The 22,656-nt window shown below is 29.6% G+C and carries 26 protein-coding genes; 22 read left to right on the top strand and 4 right to left on the bottom strand.

The genetic code is table 11. The features are described from left to right. Positions 1 to 2 precede the first annotated feature (2 nt). From F7018_RS08585 to F7018_RS08575, 3 genes are all read left to right on the top strand, one after another. Positions 3 to 728: an ABC transporter ATP-binding protein gene (locus F7018_RS08585; protein ID WP_150899633.1), complete on the top strand. Its 726-nt coding sequence runs from the start codon at positions 3 to 5 to the stop codon at positions 726 to 728. Positions 729 to 885: 157 nt separating this feature from the next. Beyond that, positions 886 to 2,361 (top strand): IMP dehydrogenase, encoded by a 1,476-nt coding sequence (guaB, locus tag F7018_RS08580; protein ID WP_150899632.1) that lies wholly within the window; start codon positions 886 to 888, stop codon positions 2,359 to 2,361. 81 nt (positions 2,362 to 2,442) lie between these two features. Then, the gene (locus tag F7018_RS08575; protein WP_150899631.1) at positions 2,443 to 2,682 is read left to right on the top strand and encodes a hypothetical protein; all 240 of its coding nucleotides are present in this window, start codon (positions 2,443 to 2,445) and stop codon (positions 2,680 to 2,682) included. 47 nt (positions 2,683 to 2,729) lie between these two features. On the opposite strand, the gene F7018_RS08570 is transcribed toward F7018_RS08575, so the two are convergent. Further along, positions 2,730 to 3,509, bottom strand: coding sequence for a hypothetical protein (locus F7018_RS08570; protein WP_150899630.1), 780 nt, complete (start codon positions 3,507 to 3,509; stop codon positions 2,730 to 2,732). Positions 3,510 to 3,871: 362 nt separating this feature from the next. Here F7018_RS08570 and F7018_RS08565 point away from each other — a divergent pair, with 362 nt between their 5' ends. From F7018_RS08565 to F7018_RS08470, 19 genes are all read left to right on the top strand, one after another. Continuing rightward, positions 3,872 to 4,072 (top strand): hypothetical protein, encoded by a 201-nt coding sequence (locus F7018_RS08565; RefSeq protein ID WP_150899629.1) that lies wholly within the window; start codon positions 3,872 to 3,874, stop codon positions 4,070 to 4,072. Positions 4,073 to 4,161: 89 nt separating this feature from the next. Then, a complete protein-coding gene (locus F7018_RS08560) occupies positions 4,162 to 5,973 on the top strand; it encodes a tetratricopeptide repeat-containing sensor histidine kinase (protein ID WP_150899628.1) in 1,812 nt (603 codons plus the stop codon). Positions 5,974 to 5,975: 2 nt separating this feature from the next. Next, positions 5,976 to 6,641, top strand: coding sequence for a helix-turn-helix domain-containing protein (locus F7018_RS08555; RefSeq protein WP_150899627.1), 666 nt, complete (start codon positions 5,976 to 5,978; stop codon positions 6,639 to 6,641). 142 nt (positions 6,642 to 6,783) lie between these two features. Beyond that, complete coding sequence (locus F7018_RS08550) at positions 6,784 to 7,494, top strand: hypothetical protein (RefSeq protein ID WP_150899626.1); 711 nt, start codon at positions 6,784 to 6,786, stop codon at positions 7,492 to 7,494. A gap of 298 nt (positions 7,495 to 7,792) precedes the next feature. Beyond that, entirely contained in the window at positions 7,793 to 8,236 is a 444-nt protein-coding gene (locus F7018_RS08540) for a hypothetical protein (protein ID WP_150899625.1), read from the top strand. Positions 8,237 to 8,315: 79 nt separating this feature from the next. Further along, positions 8,316 to 8,525: a hypothetical protein gene (locus F7018_RS08535; protein WP_150899624.1), complete on the top strand. Its 210-nt coding sequence runs from the start codon at positions 8,316 to 8,318 to the stop codon at positions 8,523 to 8,525. 4 nt (positions 8,526 to 8,529) lie between these two features. After that, a complete protein-coding gene (locus F7018_RS08530; RefSeq protein WP_150899623.1) occupies positions 8,530 to 9,285 on the top strand; it encodes an ion transporter in 756 nt (251 codons plus the stop codon). A 2-nt stretch (positions 9,286 to 9,287) separates the two neighbouring features. Further along, positions 9,288 to 9,530 carry a DUF4236 domain-containing protein gene (locus F7018_RS08525; protein ID WP_150899622.1) on the top strand — a complete coding sequence of 81 codons (243 nt, stop codon included), beginning with the start codon at positions 9,288 to 9,290 and terminating at the stop codon, positions 9,528 to 9,530. 3 nt (positions 9,531 to 9,533) lie between these two features. Further along, positions 9,534 to 9,911 (top strand): DUF6804 family protein, encoded by a 378-nt coding sequence (locus tag F7018_RS08520; RefSeq protein WP_150899621.1) that lies wholly within the window; start codon positions 9,534 to 9,536, stop codon positions 9,909 to 9,911. Positions 9,912 to 9,914: 3 nt separating this feature from the next. Beyond that, complete coding sequence (locus F7018_RS08515; RefSeq protein ID WP_150899620.1) at positions 9,915 to 10,313, top strand: hypothetical protein; 399 nt, start codon at positions 9,915 to 9,917, stop codon at positions 10,311 to 10,313. A 3-nt stretch (positions 10,314 to 10,316) separates the two neighbouring features. Beyond that, positions 10,317 to 11,582 (top strand): ABC transporter permease, encoded by a 1,266-nt coding sequence (locus F7018_RS08510; protein ID WP_246175102.1) that lies wholly within the window; start codon positions 10,317 to 10,319, stop codon positions 11,580 to 11,582. Positions 11,583 to 11,588: 6 nt separating this feature from the next. Then, positions 11,589 to 12,506 carry a hypothetical protein gene (locus tag F7018_RS08505; protein ID WP_150899619.1) on the top strand — a complete coding sequence of 306 codons (918 nt, stop codon included), beginning with the start codon at positions 11,589 to 11,591 and terminating at the stop codon, positions 12,504 to 12,506. A 1-nt stretch (position 12,507) separates the two neighbouring features. Continuing rightward, entirely contained in the window at positions 12,508 to 12,744 is a 237-nt protein-coding gene (locus tag F7018_RS08500) for a hypothetical protein (RefSeq protein ID WP_150899618.1), read from the top strand. 138 nt (positions 12,745 to 12,882) lie between these two features. Next, positions 12,883 to 13,236 (top strand): cadherin repeat domain-containing protein, encoded by a 354-nt coding sequence (locus tag F7018_RS08495; protein ID WP_150899617.1) that lies wholly within the window; start codon positions 12,883 to 12,885, stop codon positions 13,234 to 13,236. Positions 13,237 to 13,380: 144 nt separating this feature from the next. Continuing rightward, positions 13,381 to 15,240 carry a DNA topoisomerase IV subunit B gene (locus F7018_RS08490; RefSeq protein WP_150899616.1) on the top strand — a complete coding sequence of 620 codons (1,860 nt, stop codon included), beginning with the start codon at positions 13,381 to 13,383 and terminating at the stop codon, positions 15,238 to 15,240. Positions 15,241 to 15,455: 215 nt separating this feature from the next. Further along, the gene (locus F7018_RS08485; RefSeq protein WP_150899615.1) at positions 15,456 to 18,170 is read left to right on the top strand and encodes a DNA gyrase/topoisomerase IV subunit A; all 2,715 of its coding nucleotides are present in this window, start codon (positions 15,456 to 15,458) and stop codon (positions 18,168 to 18,170) included. Continuing rightward, positions 18,171 to 18,857, top strand: coding sequence for an aspartate/glutamate racemase family protein (locus tag F7018_RS08480; RefSeq protein ID WP_150899614.1), 687 nt, complete (start codon positions 18,171 to 18,173; stop codon positions 18,855 to 18,857). Further along, positions 18,857 to 19,711 carry a mechanosensitive ion channel family protein gene (locus F7018_RS08475; RefSeq protein WP_150899613.1) on the top strand — a complete coding sequence of 285 codons (855 nt, stop codon included), beginning with the start codon at positions 18,857 to 18,859 and terminating at the stop codon, positions 19,709 to 19,711. Before F7018_RS08480 ends, F7018_RS08475 begins: the two co-directional genes overlap by 1 nt. Before the next feature lie 89 nt (positions 19,712 to 19,800). Further along, positions 19,801 to 19,989: a hypothetical protein gene (locus tag F7018_RS08470; protein ID WP_150899612.1), complete on the top strand. Its 189-nt coding sequence runs from the start codon at positions 19,801 to 19,803 to the stop codon at positions 19,987 to 19,989. A gap of 114 nt (positions 19,990 to 20,103) precedes the next feature. Here F7018_RS08470 and F7018_RS08465 read toward each other — a convergent pair whose 3' ends face one another. The 3 genes from F7018_RS08465 to F7018_RS08455 all read right to left on the bottom strand — a co-directional run bounded on the left by F7018_RS08465 (position 20,104) and on the right by F7018_RS08455 (position 22,652). Further along, entirely contained in the window at positions 20,104 to 20,409 is a 306-nt protein-coding gene (locus F7018_RS08465; protein WP_150899685.1) for a DUF6787 family protein, read from the bottom strand. 55 nt (positions 20,410 to 20,464) lie between these two features. Next, the gene (locus F7018_RS08460; protein WP_150899611.1) at positions 20,465 to 21,259 is read right to left on the bottom strand and encodes a TrmH family RNA methyltransferase; all 795 of its coding nucleotides are present in this window, start codon (positions 21,257 to 21,259) and stop codon (positions 20,465 to 20,467) included. A gap of 94 nt (positions 21,260 to 21,353) precedes the next feature. Further along, positions 21,354 to 22,652 (bottom strand): amidohydrolase family protein, encoded by a 1,299-nt coding sequence (locus F7018_RS08455; protein ID WP_150899610.1) that lies wholly within the window; start codon positions 22,650 to 22,652, stop codon positions 21,354 to 21,356. Positions 22,653 to 22,656: the final 4 nt, after the last annotated feature.

The following is a 22,656-nucleotide window of genomic DNA, read 5'->3' as shown; positions in this document are numbered from 1 at the left end:
TAATGAGTACTAAATTATTAGCAATACAAAATTTACATAAAGCATTTAATTCAGGTAAGGTAAAGGCTTTAAATAATGTTAGTTTTTCTTTAGAAAAAGGAAATGTATTGGCAGTAGTAGGAGAAAGTGGAAGTGGAAAAACAACCTTAATACGTTTAATTGCAGGTTTAGAAACATTAGATAGTGGAGAGATAGAAATAAATAATACAACTGTTTCTTCTAATTCTGTATTTATAGAACCACAACAAAGAAATGTTGGGATGGTATTCCAAGATTATGCGTTGTTTCCACATCTTACAATATTTAAAAACATTGCATATGGACTTTCTAAACAAGAAAATAAGGAAGAAAGGGTAAGAGAAGTATTAAAATTGGTAGGTTTATCAGGAATGGAAAAAAGGTATCCTCACGAGTTATCAGGAGGACAACAACAACGTATAGCATTGGCTAGAGCCTTGGCTCCAAAACCAGAACTTTTAATATTGGATGAGCCATTTAGTAATTTAGATGTGATCTTAAGAAGTCAATTAAGAAAAGACATACTACAAATAATAAAACAGACAAATACCACAGCTATTTTTGTAACGCATGATATAAAAGATGCGATTACTATTTCAGATAAAATTATCATATTAAAACAAGGTGTCATTTTACAAGAAGGAAGTACTAAGGAAGTGCATGAAAAACCAGAAGAGTCTTACGTAAAAAAGTTATTTGATAATATGTAAAAAAGAGAAAGGACATTAAAAAAAGCTCTAATTTATCTGTAGTTATTTAAAATGAAAAGCTAAAGACGCTTTGTTAACTATAATTTAAAGATAAAGTTCACTTTTTTTATAGTATATTTGTACGCAATTAATTAACAACACACTAAATTAATTGCACATGCAAGCTCATCAATCAAAATTTGTAGGCGAAGGTTTAACGTACGATGACGTACTATTAGTTCCGGCTTACTCTGAAGTGCTTCCAAGAGAAGTTTCAATCCAAACAAAATTCACAAAAAACATAACGATAAATGTTCCAATAGTATCTGCTGCAATGGATACGGTAACCGAATCAGCTATGGCTATTGCTATTGCTAGAGAGGGAGGAATAGGAGTGTTGCATAAAAATATGACAATAGCTCAACAAGCACAAGAAGTACGTAAAGTAAAGCGTGCAGAGAGTGGAATGATTATCGATCCAATTACTTTATCGTTAAATGCTATTGTTTTAGATGCAAAACAGGCAATGCGTGAGCATAAAATTGGAGGTATTCCAATTGTAGACGAAGCAGGAAAATTAATAGGAATTGTAACGAATCGTGATTTACGTTTTGAGAAAAATAATGAGCGTCCGATTGTTGAAGTAATGACTTCAGAAAATTTAGTTACAGTAGCAGAAGGAACTTCATTAAAAGAAGCAGAAGTAATTTTACAAGAGAATAAGATTGAAAAGTTACCAGTTGTTAATGATAACGATAAGTTAGTAGGTTTAATTACTTTTAGAGATATCACAAAGCTTACTTTAAAACCTACGGCAAACAAAGATAGTTATGGACGTTTACGAGTAGCAGCTGCTTTAGGAGTAACACACGATGCAGTTGAAAGAACAGAAGCATTAGTAAACGCAGGAGTAGATGCCGTAATTATCGATACAGCTCACGGACATACACAAGGTGTTGTAAAGGTATTGAAAGAAGTAAAAAATAAATATCCAGAATTGGATGTTGTAGTAGGAAATATAGCAACACCAGAAGCAGCAAAATATTTAGTAGAAGCAGGGGCAGATGCCGTAAAAGTAGGAATAGGACCAGGATCTATTTGTACAACAAGAGTAGTTGCAGGTGTAGGATTTCCACAATTCTCAGCAGTTATAGAAGTAGCAGCAGCGATTAAAGGAACAGGAGTACCAGTAATTGCAGATGGAGGTATTCGTTATACAGGTGATATTCCAAAAGCAATAGCAGCAGGAGCTGATTGTGTTATGTTAGGATCTTTATTAGCAGGAACAAAAGAATCGCCAGGAGAAACAATTATTTACGAAGGAAGAAAATTCAAGTCGTATAGAGGAATGGGATCAGTAGAAGCAATGAAACAAGGTTCAAAAGATCGTTATTTCCAAGATGTAGAAGATGATATTAAAAAATTAGTACCAGAAGGAATTGTTGGACGAGTACCATACAAAGGAGAGTTGGTAGAAAGTATTCATCAGTTTGTAGGAGGTTTACGTGCAGGTATGGGATACTGTGGAGCAAAGGATATTGAGACATTGAAAAATACAGGGAAATTTGTCCGTATTACAGCAAGTGGAATTAACGAAAGTCACCCACATGATGTAGCAATTACTAAAGAAGCACCAAATTATAGTAGAAGATAAAATCTATGTAAATATAAATTATACAACGCTGTTAGTTTTAAAACTAACGGCGTTTTTTATATTTGAAGAAATTTAAAACATATGAAAAAAGAAATCATTGCAATCGCAATTTTAGTAGCAAGTGGAATGTTTACAGCTTGTACAGATGTACCAGAAGATATTTTACAAAATAAAACACAACAGGAACTTGAAATGACTGGTGGTGAAAATGACCATGATCCAGACGAAGAAGATGAAGATGAGGAATCAAAAACTCTAAAAATGTTTGATACAGGAGGAGAAGATGAACCTACCCCTGTAGAAGATGATGAGGATAATTAGAGAAAAAATAAATGTAAGAGCCGTTAGTACAAAACTAACGGCTTTTTTTATGGTCGATACAATTTCGCTTGTTTTATAATAGTAGGAGTAATAGGTTTAAGCTCTTTATGAGTTTCTGGATGTATACCTCTATGGTTAAAAAACTCAAATTCTCTTTTTTTGTTTTTTCCATACCAAACAATCGGGTCTCCATTTATAAAGAATGTAGTGGTATCAGTTGCATAAATTTTTTTAAAGAGAGTAATATTAATATTATATTTATTATTATTAATAGCTTTTATGTTAAAGCAAGATGATTTCTCATAATGATCGCCTTTCCATACAATACAGCTCTCATTTGATTTATTTAAAGAAAAATAGATAAAGAATGGGAGTATAGAAAAAAATCCAAGTAAGAAAGTTTTTTTATATTTAGTAATACATAGAATACAAATTTTTTTATTTCGATTTTTATTTAAAAAGTCTTCGTAATTTTTATAACCTATGTATTGAGACATTAAGTCTTTCAATTCATTAGCAGGTTCTCCTGATTTGTTTAGAATATTGTTCGCATACTTGTTATGATAACTAATTAAAGTTTTTTTATTAATAGCATACTTAGGTTTACCTTCATCATTTCCTAAATATGTGTTCACAAAATAAGTAAAGCATCCATTAATAGTTTTATTTTTAATTAATTCATCTTTCATTAATTGCCCCAATAACTCACTAAAAAGTTCTTTTAATGGATTCTTTTTATTTTTTCTAGATGAAAAACATTTAGAAAAATGTTTTACGCAAAAAATAAAATTTACTTCTTCAGGTATAGTCTTTATGTCATTTTCCATGGTAATATGTTAGTTTTTTCAAAGGTAAAATGGATGGAAAAAGTATGGAAAAGGAAACCCGTAAAATGGAAAAAAAGTTTCCATACTTTTTCCATTTATTTTCTACAATCTACTTTGAAATCACCTCTATGTTTGTACCAGAATTAATCGATAAACAAAAAACAATAACAATCGATTGGTACTATTAAAAGATTTTAAATCAGTGAATTTTCTTAGAAGGGAAGCTATTAAATGCCGCTGATTTTCATCTTCACTTCCCGCAAAAGAGGCGCGCGACTCTTTTAAAATTTCAAGTGTTCTCAAACACTTTCAGAATTCAAGCAAAGTGCTTGGACAGGATAACAATTTTAAAAGTTTTAATAATGAGAAAGTCAATTTTTGCAATCATAGTTTTAATAGTTAGTGGAGTATTTACATCTTGTACAGATTTAGAAGGAAAAGTAGTTCCAGAAAAAGTAAAGCAAGAACTTCAGAGTACAACAGGTAATCAAAATAATGGAGATACTGGAGGTAATGAACAAGACCCAGATGAAGAAGATCCAATAGAAGAAGATAAAGGATAGTTATGTTAAAGAGTCTAAATAATTTAGGCTCTTTTTTAATTATAACTATTATTTTATTCCTAGATTAGGAAAATTAATTTAATTATAAAATGAAAAAGAAAAGTGTAGATCTATTATCAAGGTTTAGCGTGGTTTTATTTCTTTCGGTTTTTGCATTAATTATATCTAACTGTAAAAAAGAGTATGTAAAAAATAAAGAAAACAATTTTAGTAAATATGATTTACTATCAAGAAAATTATCAAAAGAAGGAAAAATAGATAGTGCCTTATTTTATGCGAATAAGTTAGTTAATATTGCCTTTTATGAAAATGATTCTAGTCTTTTTTCTAAAGCATATTTTAAAAAAGGGTTGTATTATAGAAAAAAGAAAATAATCGATAGTGCTTATTTCTATTATCAAAAATCGAATGAAATTAATATTAAGTTAAAGGATAGTATAAAAGTAGTTAGAAGGTACTTTAATATAGCGAGTATAGAATCAGAAAATGAGTTTTATTTAAAAAGTGATTCAACAGCTATTGAAGGTTTGAGGTATTCAATGAATAAGTCTAGATTTAATTCTGTAATATGTTCAATTTATAATTGTTTAGGAATTAATTCAAACAGACAAAAAAAATACAATGAAGCTATAGAATGGTATGAAAAAGCAATAAAGTTAACAACTAATAAAGAAAAAATTTATAGGTATAAAAATAATATAGCAAACAATTATTTAGGTTTAAAAGAATATGATTCAGCTATTGTTATTTATAAAAAAATAATGGAAAGTAGTTATTTTGATAAATTAGAATTAAAACTAAAATCTACAATTATTGGGAATTATGCTTTTAATAAATTTTTATTGAAAAAGAATGTAGAAGAAGAAGAGTTTTTAAAGTCTCAAGAATTGAAAATTAAAATAAAAGATTTTGATGGGTTGATTACTAACTACTCATATTTATCAGATTTTAATAAGAAAAAAAATAGATCCCAATCATTACATTATGCATATGAAATGCGTAGGCTTGCAAAAAAGCATCAAATTCCAAATGAAAGGGTTAGTGCTTTGGATAGAATAATTGACCTAGAAGAAGATTCAAAACTCAGAAAATTGGTTAAAGAAAGACAATTACTTAAAGATAGTATCGTAGAGGCTCGTAGAATTTCTCAAAGTAAATTAGTTAAAGTAATTTATAATAATGAAGAATTAGAAAAACAAAACTTAAAAGTTCAAATAGATGTTGAGAAGCAAAAATCTCAAAAACAATTAATCCTTTTTTTAGGAATAACATCTATTCTTGGTTTTATAAGCTATGTCTTCTACAAAAGAAACAAAACCAAAAGAGAAAAAATTATAGAGGTATATAAAACAGAAACTCGTTTGGCTAAAAAAATACATGATGAATTAGCCAATGACATGTATTTAGCTATGAATAAATTGCAAAAAGAAGAACGAGATGATATTTCAATACTATACGATTTAGAAAAAATATATTCGCTTACCAGAAACATATCACATGAAAACAGTCCTGTGGTAACAGGAGAGTTATTTGAAGACTTTTTAAAACAATTATTTATAGACTTTACTACAGATACATGCAAAGTAATGAACAAAGGGTTGTCGGATGTTAATGTAAACGATTTAAGAAAAGAAAAACAAATTGTATTGTATCGATTATTACAAGAACTCTTGGTAAACATGACAAAACATAGTCAGGCAAGCTTGGCAGTGATTTCCTTTTCACTACAAAAAGACACCGTACAAGTGCAATACAAAGACAATGGCATAGGTACAAATACAGTAACTATAAAAAATGGTTTAAAGAATATGGAAACCCGTATAAAATCCATAGGAGGAACTATTATTTTTGAATCAGAAAACGAAAAAGGATTTAAATCAAAGTTTCAATTTAAAAAGTAAGTATGTTTCAAAAAGTATTAATAGCTGAAGATGCCGATTTTATGTCTAGTGGAATAAAAGCTGCATTAGAAAGTTTGCAAATTCCAGTCATAGAACACGCTAAGTATTGCGATGAAGCTTTTTTAAAGTTAAAAAAAGCTTGGAATGAAAAAGAACCGTTCGATTTGTTAATTAGCGATTTGTCGTTTGTAGAAAACCCAAATCCACAACGATTGAAAACAGGAGAAGATTTGATAAAAGCAGCAAAAGAAGTACAAGTAGGGCTTAAAACCATTATCTTCTCAGTAGAAGACAAACCCTATAGAGTACAGCAATTGTGTAATGAGTTAAAAGTAGATGGGTATGTTTGGAAATCTATTCATGGAGAAAGAGAATTAAAAATGGCGATAAAAGAAGTATATAATCAAGGCTTTTTTATATCACCAAAATTATCACATACGCTAAGAAAAAAAGAAGCTTTTGAGATTACAGATTATGATGTGTTTTTGTTAAAATATTTGGCAGAAGGATTGGATCAAAAAGAAATTTGTCAAGAGTTAAAATTGAAGGAAGTAAAACCCAATAGTATAAGTTCAGTTGAAAAGAGATTAAAGCTGTTAAAAGAAAACTTTAATGCAAATAATCCTACACAATTAGTGGCGATTACAAAAGATTTTGGATTGATTTAATACTATATGAATTCTTAATTTGAAACAAATACAGCGACCTTAATTTTTTATATAAAAATAAATGTAGCCCTACGGAAATCCGTAGGGTTTTGTGTTTTTTGGAATGTAGTTTTGGATTAATATTAATTTAAAGTAAATAATTATGGATAGTAAAACTTGTGAAGAAATATTGAAAAAAAATGTAATAACCTGCTTTTATGAAAGAGTAGTAATAGAAGTGCTTCCAGTTTTCTTTTTAATATTTATTACTTCCTGTAGTAATAAACCTAAGTATGATTATGTGATAATAAATGAAAATATTGAAAGAGCATTTAGTAAAACAAGTATAGAAATCAGGTTAAAAGAAGCAATAAGTGAAGTTGATTTGAAAAATATAGCATTAGAAATTAAAAACAATAGAAGTGATTATGATAAAATTTGGATTTTTTACTTTTTACCAGGTCAAGAACCAGGAAAAGGAGCCTGGGCAACAACTCATTTAACACCTGAGCTAAATGTAGAAATTTTAGGAGCTACTAAAGAAGCTTTGGTTGAAATGAAGAGCATTAAAGTCAGTGGAGAAGTGTTAAACTCTTGGTTTGAAAATGATGCTATTTTTCCTAATAAGAAATATTTAATTAAAGAAAATAATAGGTTTTTTATGAAATCAATTTATCCCAAAAATAAATTTGCTAAAAATAATAGTGAAATTAAGGAAGAAGTCTTTAAAGAAAAATTAAAAAATGGATTAACTCGATATAATTACGAAAATAATCATGGAGAATATTATCTAATTGAAAAAAATGGGAATTTAGGGTTGTATGATAATTTAGGGAAATTCAAAGAGGCAAAAAAAATCAAGAACAAAGAATAAAGCTAGATTTAAAAGCCCTACGGAAACCCGTAGGGTTTTGTGTTTCTGTATATATAGTTTTGAAATGATATTAATTTAAAACATAGAATCATAAATGAAAGACAAATGGGAATTTTACAAAGATCATAGTAATGAGTGGAGATGGAGAAGGAAAGCTCTAAATGGAAAAATTGTAGGAGCATCATAACAAGGTTATATTAATAAGCTTGATTGTGTAAAAAATGCAATAAGACATGGTTATAAAGGATAGACTTTAATGATAGTTGAGGAACACTCAACTGTTTTAAAATTTTTAAGAATGGGAAAGTATATAAAATTAATATGTTTATTATTTTTTTGTGTTTCATGTTCGGTAACTTCTAAGTTGTATGAAACTAAGGAAAATGTTGTACTATATTCACAAAGATCAGAAAAGAGTAAAAAGCTAACTACAATTCCTAAAGGAAAAATAGTTTCTGTAAAAAACAGTAAAGGTTATAAGAGAATAAAATATAAGAAATATTATGGGTGGAGTAATAATCCAAGTTTAAAAAAGGTTTTTAATAAAAATAACTCTTCTCATTATGGAGGAAGTGTACGTGTAAAGGGATATTATCGTAAAGATGGAACTTATGTAAGACCTCATACTAGAAGTTCTCCAAAAACTAAAAGATACAAACCTAAATATAAATATAAGAGAAAAAGTTATAGAAAAAGAAAGCCTTATAAGAGAAAAAAAAATTACAGAAAGAAGAGATATTAAAACAAGGCCTTACGGAAATCCGTAAGGTTTTGTTTTTCTATCTGTTTAGTTTTGAGAAGACTAATCAAACAAATAAAACATGAGAAAAGAACTATTTATTATTTCATTTGTTACACTTTTTTCAATTCTAAGTTGCACTTCGGAAGATGATTTGGACAAAACAAAAACTGAATGGAAATGTGGTTTTCATAAAGGGAAACAATTATGGGCAGGATCTAAAGGAGGATGTTATTATAAAAATAATAATGGAAATAAAACTTATGTAGATAGAGTAAACGGTAATTGTTAGTAGTATGAAGGTTAAAGTTTATCAGTTTATTAATTATAATGAAACTCTAGCAAGATTTATCTATGGATTAATTTTCTTAAATGCTATATGTTTAATACTAGAATCCTTTAAAACATTAAGAATTGAATATGAACTTTTTTTTCAAACAATAGAATACTTTTCAATAATTGTTTTTTCAATAGAGTATGTAACTAGATTATTTGTAGCAAATCTTGAAGAAAGAGGGTGGAAGTCTTATGTTTTTTCAAACTATGGGGTTTTAGATCTCTTATCCATATTACCATTCTATTTACCTCTTCTTTTTCCTTTCGATTTAAGAATGCTTCGTGTACTTAGATTATTTAGATTGATAAGAGTTTTTAAGCTAGGAAGATACTCAAAGTCTTTTAAAACAATTAATGAAATTTTAAAGGAAACCAAACCCGAATTATTAATAACAGCATTTATCGCGTTGATATTAGTAGGTTTATCATCAACACTTATTTTCTATGCAGAGAACGATGCGCAGCCAGATAAGTTTTCCAGTATTATTGAAGCTTTTTGGTGGTCTTTAGGAACTTTAACTACTGTTGGATATGAAGATGCTTATCCAATAACACCATTAGGAAAATTTTTAAGTGCATTAATAGGACTCATTGGAATTGGCTTTGTAGCATTACCAACAGGTATTATTAGTTCAGCTTTAATAGAAAAAGTGAAAAGAGAAAAAGGGGGATGTATTGATTGTCCTAATTGTGGAATGAAAATAAAAAAAGAATAACTATGGGGTTTCAATTTTATAAAAGATTAAAAATAAAAAATGGGTTTGGTTTAAATCTTAGTAAATCTGGAATATCTCCAAGTATTAGAACAAGAAAGGGGTCAATTAGTACTAAAGGTTACTCTATAAAAACGGGAATAAAAGGGTTGAATTATAGAAAAAGATATTCGAAGTCAACAAACAGAGGATGCTTAGGTTTTGTATTTGTTATTTTAAGCTTGGTGATATTGTTTAAAGAGAAATAAGAGATGAGGTATAGAAATATAATATTAAGAATAGTAAATGTATTATGTGCAATTTTTTTATTTACTGCATTGTTACACATGCCTATTGAATACTATAGATTTTTAAGGGTATTGGTTTTTATAGGAAGTTTATTAATCATTTTAAATAAAGATTTAAAACTAATTTGGAAGTTAATTTTTCTTCCTATTTCATTTTTGTTTAATCCTATTATTCCAGTATACCTCTATTTTAAACCTTACTGGATGCCTATAGATATTATAGGAGGTATATTATTTCTGCTTATCACTTTTTTAGCGTATAAATCTAGAGAAAAGCTAAGCAAACCCAAGAAAAATAATCAAAAATTTAAAAATAGAAACATGTATAAAATTAAATACTAAAATATGAATGAACTAACTACCGAACTAAAAAGTCATTTTCTAAGGCTTTATCAAATGGCATTTTCAGATGATAATTTTGATGTTTTAGAAATGCAAATGCTGTACAAGTTTGCAGAAGAAAGAAAAATATCTAAACAAGAGTTAGATAATATATTACTCTCACCATATCATGAGAGTACAATACCAGAAACTTTAGAATTGAAAATAGAGTATTTATATGATTTAGCTGTAATGATTTGGGCTGATGAAATAGTTACAGATGATGAAATTAATACCTTAAAAAAGTATTGTGTAAAGTTTGGTTTTTTAGAAGAGAATGTAACAGAGTTATCTGAATTCTTGATTAATAATGCTAAGAGAAATATTGATAAAGAAAAAGTGTTAAATCAACTAACTGAATAGAATATGGAAACAATAAGAAAAATTTTTGCATTAAAAAAAGAAATGCCAGAAGAGAATAATATAGAATCAAATGAAGATACTAAGAAAGGAAGTTTTACTTTTTTTGAGAGTGGGTACGGTTCATCAAAACAATCTTCAGGAAATCCTAAAGTATTTAAAGCTTGTTTGAATAATGTATATATGGATTATAAAACTAAGTGTGCTGAAGATAAAGAGTTACAAAAAAAGTTAAAAGAACCTCATATTCAAGAAAAGGGAAAAGTGAATATTGAATTAAAAAAAAGACAAACAGCTAAAGGTTTATTAGAAGAAGAAATAAAAAATGATGAAGAAAAAGTAGAGAAATTTAAGAACGAAATTGTAGAAGTAAAAGAAGACCCAGAAAAGTATGTGGAAGATGTAGATAAGAAACCAAAGGCGCAATTTTATTTAGGTTTGATAGTATTAATTCCTATTACTTTTTATTTGTTAGTTTTTTATATGTCTGCTTCTTTTTCAGCATTTTTTAAAAATTTTGAAGAAGTAGAATTATCAGCTGCAATATTTGATGGGAATTCATTTGCAAAATCATTAGAGCATGGTTGGTTAGAAGCAGTTTTTATAGTAACAATACCATTTGCCTTTATGGGCTTAGGTTATTTAATTCACATGTTTCAAAAACATAAAAATTGGCTGTCTTATGTTAAAATTGCTGCGTTGTTTATAATCACGTTTATTTTCGATGCAATTTTAGCATATCAAATAGAGATGAAAATTTATGACTTTAATAAAACACCAGATTCTCCTGAGTTTGATTTATCTATAGCGTTTAGTAAAGTAGAGTTTTGGGGAATTATTTTTGCTGGATTTGTAGTGTATATTATCTGGGGGTTAGTTTTTGATTTTGTAATGAAAGAATATGATAATATAGATAAAATAAAAGCTTTTATTAGAGCTAAAAGAGAAGCTATAGAAAATCTTGAAAAAGAAATTTCAAAAACAATTGAAAAACTAAATACAATAAAAGAGAATATATCAGAGATTGAAGCTAGAGTAGCAGATTTACAAAGGACAATTGATGGTTTTGTATTCCCTAATAAACGTTATTTAACTTATCATGCGGAATATGTAAAAGGATGGTATTTATCTATAGCTGATAATTATTTAGAGTTGGATAAACGCAATAAAGTATTGTCTAAATGTGAAGAAGTAGAGAAAGAACATTTATCTAAATATGATTTAACAGATGAACATACAGAAGGTATTATATATAAATCCCAATTAAATTAAAGAATTATGAAAAGGAGTATTATATACATATTAGGAACAGTGATAGTGTCTTTTTTAGTATTTACTGCATGTAAAAAAGAAAAAGAACAAAGAGCTGATACGGATATAGCAATTGTAAAACATGTTAATCATAACAAACAGAATATAAACATTAGTGTTTTATTAGATTTATCTGATAGAATCAATCCAAAGAAATATCCAAATCAATCAATGGAGTTTTTTCAAAGAGATTTAGGGTATATTGAATTAATATCTAAAAAATTTGAAAATCATATTAGAAGCAAAAAAAGTAGGAGTATAAATGATAATATTCAATTGTTTCTAGACCCTGAGCCAGCTGATAAGGAATTGAATCAGAAAATTTCAGATTTAAAAATAGCTTTTAATAGAAACAATGCGACCAAAGATTTAATATTAGAAACTTCTAAAAAATATGTGAGTGCTTGTGGAGCTATATATAAACAAGCAATATCAGATGGTAAATATGTAGGTTCAGATACTTGGGGGTTTTTCAAACATAAAATAAAAAACTATTGTGTAGATGAAAATTATAGGAATGTGATAGTTATTTTAACAGACGGATATATTTTTCATAAAGACAATAAAAAAAGAGAAAAAAACAGAACAACTTATTTAACTCCAGAAACTATTAAAGGTTTTGGTTTAAAAACAGCTTCTTGGAAAAAAAGGTTTGAAAATAATGATTTTGGATTTTTACCAATAGAAGAAAACTTAGAAGATTTAGAGGTATTAGTCATAGGAATTAATCCAGAGAAAGGAAATCCATATGAAGAAGATGTGATTAATGCGTATTGGGGAAAATGGTTAAAAGAAATGAAAGTTAAAAAGTTTCAACTTGTGAGAGCAGATCTGCCATCACATGTAGATAAAATTATAGGGGAATTTTTATTAAAAAAGAACTAACATGAAAAAACTATTATTAATTGCGGGGATATTTTTAATAATAACAGCATTTGAAAAGAAAGAAGAAAAAAAAGTATTTATCTGTGTAAGTGTAGCTAGTAAGAGATATCACTTAAAAAAAGATTGTAAGGGGCTGTTAACATGTAAAGTGAAAATTAAAATAACTACAGCTAAAAGAGCAGAAAAATTGGGGAGAACCTTTTGTAAATGGGAAAAAAAACGATTAGCAAAAGAATAATAATAACACGCTGTTAGACCTTAAACTAACAGCGTTTTTTTATACGGAAATAAAAAAAGACCACTGGGAAACAAAAAGAATAAAAGAGAAAAACAAGCTAATATGTTTGCCGAAGAAAATTATAAAAGCAAACATAAAATGAAAAAAATTACCACATTATTCGCATTAATTTTATTAATACAATTCACTTCATGTTCAAAGGATGATACAGTGATAAACACAGCGCCAATTATTAAAGCGCAGGCTTTTGAGGTTAATGAAGATGCGATATTAAGCCTAAAAATAGTAGCGTCAGATTTAGAAGATGATGAACTTACGTTCTCAATAAAAAAAGACGATAATAACTTATTTGCGTTCTTAAACGATGGAACTTTAAGAGTGCAGCCAGGAAAGAAAATTTCACCAAAAACATATTTGATAGATGTAGAGGTATCGGATGGAAAATTAACATCTACTGCAACAATAACCATAAAAGTGAAAGCTGTAGCATAAAAATTTATTAGTTGAAGTTTTAGAGTTTAAATAATACACATTTTAAGCAAAAAGACGGGCTCTGTTGAAAATTAATTCAACAGAGTTTTTTGTTTTTACAGAGTAAATACTATTTTAGCAGAGACTTCAATTTCCTTAAATTTTATGACTCAAGAAACAAAATATACCGAAGATAATATACGCTCGCTCGACTGGAAAGAACACATCCGAATGCGTCCGGGAATGTACATTGGAAAACTAGGAGATGGTTCATCTCCAGACGATGGAATTTATATCTTGGTAAAAGAGGTTTTAGATAACTCTATTGATGAGTTTGTAATGGGTACTGGAAAAACAATAGAAGTATCTGTTCAAGGAGAAAAAGTAATTGTAAGAGATTATGGTAGAGGAATCCCGTTAGGAAAAGTAGTCGATGTAGTGTCGAAAATGAATACGGGAGGAAAATACGATTCTAGAGCTTTTAAAAAGTCGGTAGGACTAAACGGGGTAGGAACCAAAGCGGTTAATGCCTTATCTACGTATTTTAGAGTAGAATCTACAAGAGACGGGAAGTCAGCCTCTGCAGAGTTTGAAAAAGGAAGTTTAACAAATCAAGAGTTTTTAGAAGAAACATCGCGTAGAAGAGGAACTAAAGTAACTTTTATTGCCGATGATTCTATCTTTAAAAATTATAAGTACCGTCCAGAATATATAATCCGATTACTTAAAAACTATGTATACCTAAATCCAGGGTTAACCATTGTTTTTAATGGGGAAAAATTTCATTCAGAAAATGGATTAAAAGATTTATTAGAGGACAACAACAATCAAGATGATATGTTGTACCCAATAATCCATTTGAAAGGAGACGATATTGAAATTGCCATAACGCATAGTAAAACACAATATTCAGAAGAGTATCATTCATTTGTAAATGGACAGCATACCACACAAGGAGGTACACACCAAGCTGCATTTAGAGAAGCGATTGTAAAAACGGTTAGAGAATTTTACGGAAAGAATTTTGAGGCTTCAGATGTAAGAAAGTCTATTATTTCAGCGATTTCCATAAAGGTAATGGAACCAGTTTTTGAAAGTCAAACAAAAACAAAGTTAGGTTCTACAGATATGGGAGGCGATTTGCCAACTGTAAGAACCTATATCAACGATTTTGTTAAAACAAAATTAGATAATTACTTACATAAGAATACAGAAGTAGCAGAAGCTTTACAAAGAAAGATTTTACAAGCTGAAAAGGAACGTAAAGAGCTTTCAGGAATACGAAAATTAGCAAAAGATAGGGCTAAGAAGGCAAGCCTACATAATAAGAAACTTCGCGATTGTCGTATCCATTTTGGAGACACAAAAAAGGAAGCTTATTTAGATACTACTTTGTTTATTACGGAGGGAGATTCGGCAAGTGGATCGATTACAAAATCGAGAAATGTAAATACACAAGCAGTATTTAGTTTAAAAGGAAAACCTTTAAATTCGTACGGATTAACTAAGAAAATTGTATACGAAAATGAAGAGTTTAATTTATTACAAGCTGCATTAAATATAGAAGATGGTTTACAAGATTTACGATATAACAATATTGTAATCGCAACCGATGCCGATGTCGATGGAATGCACATACGTTTGTTATTAATAACTTTCTTCTTACAGTTTTTCCCAGAAGTAATTAAAGAAGGGCATTTATACATCTTAGAAACGCCACTTTTTAGAGTTCGAAATAAAAAAGAAACGATTTATTGTTATTCAGAAGAAGAAAAACAAGAAGCTATAAATAAATTAAGAGGAAAGCCAGAAATAACTCGATTTAAAGGATTGGGGGAGATTTCGCCAAATGAATTTGTACATTTTATTGGAGACGATATACGTTTAGATCCAGTAATGTTAGACAAAGAAATGTCTATAGATCAAATGTTACAATTCTACATGGGTAAGAATACACCAGATCGCCAAAAGTTTATTATAGAAAATTTAAAGGTAGAATTAGACTTAGCTGAGGAGAATTTATAAAAATGGATAAGCAGAGAAGAATAAAAATATATTTACTTGTAGCTGCAACATTTTTTATTATCAGTGTTTCTAACCTCGACTTTAATGATTTAAGTTGGAGTAGAAATAGTAAGAATTATGTAAGAATGATAGTTGCTATTTTAGTGTATCTAATAATATACTTGAGTAGTAAAAAACTAACAAATAAGAACTCTTAAAAGAATAAACATTATTCAATGAGTGAAGAAAACAACAATTACGAACACGACGAAGAATTAGCAAATCAAAATCACGAACAAACTGAAACCATTACCAAGGTTACAGGAATGTATAAAGAGTGGTTTTTAGATTATGCTTCGTATGTAATTTTAGAACGTGCTGTACCATCAATAGAAGACGGGTTTAAACCTGTACAACGTCGTATTATGCATTCGATGAAAGATTTAGATGATGGGCGTTATAACAAGGTAGCCAATATTGTAGGTCATACCATGCAGTATCACCCACATGGAGATGCGTCTATTGCTGATGCCATGGTACAAATGGGACAAAAAGAGCTGTTAATTGATATGCAAGGAAACTGGGGTAATATCTTAACAGGAGATAGAGCGGCAGCATCACGTTATATTGAGGCACGTTTATCAAAGTTTGCTCTAGAAGTAGTTTTTAATCCAAAAACTACAGAATGGAAAATGTCGTATGATGGAAGACGAAAAGAGCCAATAGATTTACCAGTAAAGTTCCCGTTATTATTAGCACAAGGAGCAGAAGGTATTGCTGTAGGACTATCGACTAAAATATTACCACATAACTTTAATGAGTTAATAGATGCCTCGGTAAAATATTTGAAAGGAAGAAGTTTTACACTAGTACCAGATTTCTTAACTGGAGGTATTGCCGATTTTACCAATTATAACGATGGTAAAAGAGGAGGAAAGGTAAGGGTAAGAGCTAAAATATCGCAATTAGACAAGAAGACGCTAGTAATTACCGAAATTCCATTTGCAACAACTACTACATCGTTAATAGATAGTATTTTAAAAGCTAACGATAAAGGTAAAATAAAGATAAAGAAGATAGAGGATAACACTGCAGCTAATGTAGAGATATTAGTGCATTTACCTCCAAATGTTTCGCCAGATAAAACCATAGATGCCCTATATGCTTTTACGAATTGTGAAAATTCAATATCACCATTAGCATGTACGATTGAAAATAACAAACCGGTATTTGCTGGAGTATCTGAAATATTAAAACATTCAACAGACTTAACTGTTAGATTGTTAAAGTTAGAGTTAGAAATTCAATTACACGAATTAGAAGAACAATGGCATTTTGCTTCGTTAGAACGTATTTTTATTGAAAATAGAATTTATCGTGATATTGAGGAAGTAGAAACATGGGAAGGAGTAATTGAAGCAATAGATAAAGGATTACAACCACATATAAAACATTTAAAGCGTCCAGTAACTGAGGAAGATATTGTTCGATTAACAGAAATTAGAATTAAAAAGATTTCTAAGTTCGATATTGACAAAGCGAAACAGCATATAGAGGCTTTAGAAGAAAAAATAGCAGAGGTAAAACATCATTTAGATAATTTGATTGATTTTGCAATTGACTATTTTAAAGCTTTAAAAGCAAAATTTGGAAAAGGACGCGAACGTAGAACTGAAATTAGAATATTTGATGATATCGTAGCTACTAAGGTAGTAATGCGTAACACCAAATTATACGTAAATAAAGAAGAAGGATTTATAGGTACTTCATTACGAAAAGATGAATACGTTACCGATTGTGCCGATATTGATGATATCATTGTGTTCAGAGATAACGGTACTATGATTGTAACAAAAGTAGCATCAAAAACCTTTGTAGGAAAAGGAATTTTACACATAGCAGTCTTTAAAAAGAAAGACAAACGTACGGTGTATAATATGATGTATAAAGATGGAACTAAAGGTCCAAGTTATATGAAGCGATTCAATGTAACGAGTGTAACTCGCGACAAAGAATACGATTTAACCAATGGAAATAAAGGTTCAAAAGTTTTATACTTTTCAGCAAATCCAAATGGAGAAGCAGAAGTAGTTACAATTAACTTACGTGCTGTAGGTAGTATAAAAAAGTTAAAATGGGACATTGATTTTGCCGATTTAGCTATAAAAGGAAGAGGAGTAAGAGGAAACCAAATAACAAAATTCGCAATAAAAAAAATCGAATTTAAATCAGCAGGAGTTTCTACTTTAAAACCTCGTAAGATTTGGTTCGACGATGCTGTTCAACGATTAAATGTAGATGGAAGAGGAGATTTATTAGGAGAATTTAGAGCAGAAGACAAAATATTAATAGCAACACAATCAGGAAAAATAAAAGCAGTTTCACCAGATTTAGCAATGCATTTTGAAAATGATATGATTGTACTGGAGAAATGGAATCCTAAGAAGCCAATATCAGCTATTTATTTTGAAGGAGCAAAAGAGCGTTACTATGTGAAACGTTTCTTAATAGAAACTCCAGACAAGGAAGAGGTTTTTATTTCTGAAAGTGAAAAATCTAAATTAGAAATTATTGCTACGGATTACAGACCAATGGCAGAGGTTGTTTTTTCAAAGAGAAGTTTAGAAAGAATTCAGGTAAACTTTGAAGAGTTTATTTCTATAAAAGGTATCAAAGCTTTAGGAAATCAATTAACAACTGATAAAATTAGAACAGTTAATTTATTAGAGTCTTTACCATACGAAGAACCAGAAGAGGAGAAAGTAGAAGAGATAGAGGTAAACGAAGAAGAAACAATTGAAGAAACATTACCTTTAGAAGTAGAGGAAGCTCCGCAAAAGGAATTTGTAGAAACTAAAGAGGATAAAGCAAAGAAAGCATTGGCAAGAGCACTTCAAAAGAAGAAAAAGAATGCCGAAGAAGATGACGATAGTCAAACAGCCTTATTTTAAATGAAAACAATAGGATTAATAGGAGGGATTACACCGCAGTCAACTATTATGTACTATCAGGTACTAAATAAGTTAGCCACAGAATCGTTTGGCGAAAAGCACTCGGCAAAAGTTCTTATTAATTCTATGGATTTTGGTAAAATATCTCAACTTCAAACCGAAGGTAAATGGGATGTTTTAGCTACCATTATGGTTGATGCAGCAAAAAGTTTAGAAGCGGCAGGTGCATCCTGTATTGTAATATGTGCCAATACCATGCATTTAACAATAAATGAGGTTAAAGAAGCCATACAAATTCCTGTTATACATATTGCAGAAGCTACTGGTGAGGTAATTTTAGAAAAGAAATTAAAAAAGGTAGCATTGTTAGGTACAAAGTATACTATGGAGAAAACTTTTTATACAGATGTATTAAAAAGTATGGGCATAGAAACAATAATACCAGATAAAGAAGATAGAGCTATTATCCACACAGTTATTTATAATGAATTAGCTAAAGGAGTTTTAAATAAAAACTCCAAAGAAGCATATCTAAAAATTATACGTAAATTAGAGGAGCAAGGTATAGAAGGAGTTATTTTAGGATGTACTGAAATACCTTTATTGATAAAACAAGAAGATGTTTCAATTCCTGTTTTTGATACTACAACTATTCACGCAACAAAAGCATTTAATCTTTCAAAGTAATGAAAGAACTACATACATACCAGTTTAATTTAGATTCTTTTTTTGGAATTGTAGGTTACATACTTGTCGTCGGATTAGTAGTTTGGTTATTATCTAGAATTACGCGTTATATTATAGTTCAAATAATAAAACGAAGAAAAACAGATCGCTATGGAAGAACAAGTATCTTGTTTTTTAGAAATTCGGTTAAGTTTTTTCTAGGTCTTTTCGGTATAGCCTATATTATTATGACTGTACCAGCTTTTAGAAGTAAAGCTACTTTAATATTCTCAGGAGCCGGTATATTAGCTGCGATAATCGGTTTTGCCGCACAGGCAGCTTTATCGAATTTAATAGCGGGAGCTTTTATTGTTATTTTCCGTCCGTTTAGAGTAGGAGATTATATCAAATTAGACGATACAAGAGTTGGTATTGTAGAAGACATTACTTTACGTCATACGGTAATTAATAATTTTGAAAACAAACGATTAATTATACCAAATTCGGTTATTAGTACCGATTCAGTATTGAATCATACGATAGAAGATTCACATGTTTTAAGTTTTAATAATTTCAAACTAGGTATAAAAGCTAATATTGATTTGGCTAGAAAAATTATACAAGAAGAAGCCATAAAATTACCAACTGTAATTGATTTTAGAACTCCAGAACAAGTAATGGCAAACGCAGAGCAAGTAGATGTACGTGTAATAGATATACATCCAGATCACATACATATGCGTGCTTATGTATGGTTGAATGAACCTTTTCAAGAGTTTAAAACAAAATGTGCTTTAAAAGAAGCAGTACACAAACGTTTTTTAGCTGAAGGAGTACAACTTCCAATTCCTATTCATAAAGTACTCAAGGTTTAGATATTCTTTTTAAGAAAAAATTATAGTAAAATCTATGTGAAATTTATTTTTTAGCTTTAGATTAGCAGTATTAATTTAAATTTTAAAACATGAAATTACTAGGAAAAGAATTAACCAGAACAGAACAATCAGAAATATTTGCAGGAGGTCCAAGTATGAGAAGATGCCAAAGATTACTTAATAGATCAGATAGACATCTTAGAAGAGGTGATGAAGAAGGTTCTCGAAGGTTAATAGCGAAATTTGAAAAGATTTGTCAAGAGTATATTGCAAATTAAAAAGAAAAGCTTAACATTTATGTTAAGCTTTTTTATATAGAATTAATTGTGTTTTAATTTTAAGAAATGCTTTTAATCATAATGGAAAATGATAATATTTATTATTATTAAAAACTAGCTTTTAAATAGGAAACCTAAACCTAAGCGACCTAAAAACTTTTTCTCGAAAGCCCAAAAGAACTTAAATTGACCAAATAACCAACCAACTATTGGTAACGTTGCTTGATAAATAGGGAAAATTAACAAAATACGTAATGGCCAATAAATCCAAGCAGCAGTTGTTTCTTGATGAAGCCCTAAGAAAGCTGTAATAGGTTTAGCAACCCAAGCTGCAAAAGAACCGTTAATAGCGAAAACAATTAGGATTGCTATGATTGCCCAATTATTTTCAATACCCCAACGTTGTTTTAATTTTTCCATAAGTAAATAATCGACTGCAAAAATAGTTAAAAGATTAAGTGCAGACAAATAGATTTTATTTAAAATCTCGTTGTCGTTTAGCTTCAAAAATTAATATAGCAGCAGCTACAGAAACATTCATAGAGTCTATTTCCCCCTGCATAGGAATGTTTATATTCTGAGTTGCTTTGTCACGCCATTCTTGTGTTAATCCATTAGCTTCAGTTCCTACTACTAATGCTGTAGCTTGTTTGTAATCGTTTTTATGATACTCATTAGAATTTTGCAATGTGGCACTGTAAATATGAATATTTTGCTGTTGTAAAAAAGCAATAGTTTCATCTGTAGTTCCTACACCTATTTGATTGGTAAATAAGCAACCAACACTAGAACGTACAATGTTAGGGTTGAATAAATCTGTTTTCGGATTTGCTATTAATACTGCATCAATATTGGCTGCATCTGCCGATCGTAACATAGCTCCAATATTTCCAGGTTTTTCAATCCCTTCTAATACTAAAACAAGTGGAGTAGGAGTGTTAAATTGAATAGAGTTCAACTCAAAATTTTTAGTTTTAACTACTGCAATTACGCCTTCGGTAGTATCTCGGTAAGCTAATTTTTGGTATACTTCTTTGGTTATTTCAATACAGTTTGTTGTATGCTTTTGTATTTCCTGTAAACTTTTTTCTGAAAATAATTCAGGAACAAATAAAATTGTTTCTATTTGATAAGCTCCTTTAATTACTAAAGATATTTCACGTTTTCCTTCTACTAAAAACAACCCTTTTTTCTTTCGTTCTCTGGATTTGTCTTGTAGTTTTAATAAATCTTTTATGTAAGAATTTTGCGTACTGCTTATTATTTTCATGTTGCAAAAATATTGAATATAGCGTATTTGACTTACTAGTTTTCAGATAAATTTTGAAGTATAAAAAAAGCTCGGTTAGTACCGAGCTTCTTTGTTATTGATTTTTATACTTGTTGGAATATCGTTTCCATAATTTTGTTTGATGTGTTTCCAAACTAATTTTTCTTCCTTGTATAAAAGCGTCTGTTAAAATATTTGTTCGCATATCTAAAGCATCACCTTCTGAAATAAATAAAGTTGCATCTTTACCTACAGCTAAGGTTCCTACTTTATCGTTTACTCCTAGAATTTTTGCATTGTTTTCTGTGATAAGTTGTACAGCTTTTTCTTTGTCTAAACCATAAGCGGCATAAGTTCCAGCATAAAAAGGAAGATTTCTTGTATTCATACGTTCCATATCTCCTTCCATACCTAAACCTACTAAAATTCCCGCATCGCTTAGCATTTTAGCAGCACGGAAAGGTAAATCATAATCTTCATCTTCACCTCCAGGTAATCTGTGGGCTCTTTCTAAAATTACAGGGATATTATTGCTTTTTAATAAATCAGCTACTTTTTCTGCTTCTCTACCTTTTACAATTACAATATTCTTAATACCAAGCTTTTTTAGAGTATTTACAGCATCTGTTATCGATTTTTGACCATTTACATGTACAAACATTTTTTGAGTACCATTTAACACTCCTTGTAAAGCTTCGTATGGTAAAATCTTTGCTTCTTTTTTTCCAGCTAAATAACTCTTAGCATTGGTAATGTATTTTTCTATATGATCAATACTTTTTTGGTAATTTTTGTTAGGTTTAAAATTTCCAACACCACCAAAGCTCCAGCTTGTAGGTCTAAAACTACTAGGCCAATTCATATGAACACCATCATCTGTTTTTAAAACAGCGTCTTCCCAGTTCCAAGCATCGAATTGTACAACTGATGATGTTCCCGATATTACACCTCCTCTTGGAGTTATTTGTGCCATAAAAACACCATTAGGTCTCATACTTTCAACAACTTTACTTTCTGTATTATAAGCAATAATACTACGTATATGAGGAAGCATATTTCCTATTTCATCAAAATCTCTAGTAGCTCTTACAGCATCAATTTCAGCTAAACCTAATGAAGTATTAGCAGCAATAAAACCTGGGTATACATGTTTTCCTTTGGCATTAATTATTGTACCTATACGAGCTATTCTCATATTAGCGCTACCAACAAAAGAAATTTTACCTTTAGAGAACATAATTAAAGAGTTTTCAATTACTTCTCCATTTCCTAAGTGAGCTGTGGCTCCCTCAATACTATAATCGGTAGTTTGTTTAGGAGCTGGCGTTTGTTGTGCCATTATATTTCCTATGAATAAGAAACACAATAGACTATATATTACTTTTAGTTTCATGTTT

Source organism: Tenacibaculum aiptasiae (assembly GCF_008806755.1).
In the GTDB taxonomy this organism is placed as follows: domain Bacteria; phylum Bacteroidota; class Bacteroidia; order Flavobacteriales; family Flavobacteriaceae; genus Polaribacter; species Polaribacter aiptasiae.
This window is presented reverse-complemented; position numbering and strand designations above follow the sequence as displayed.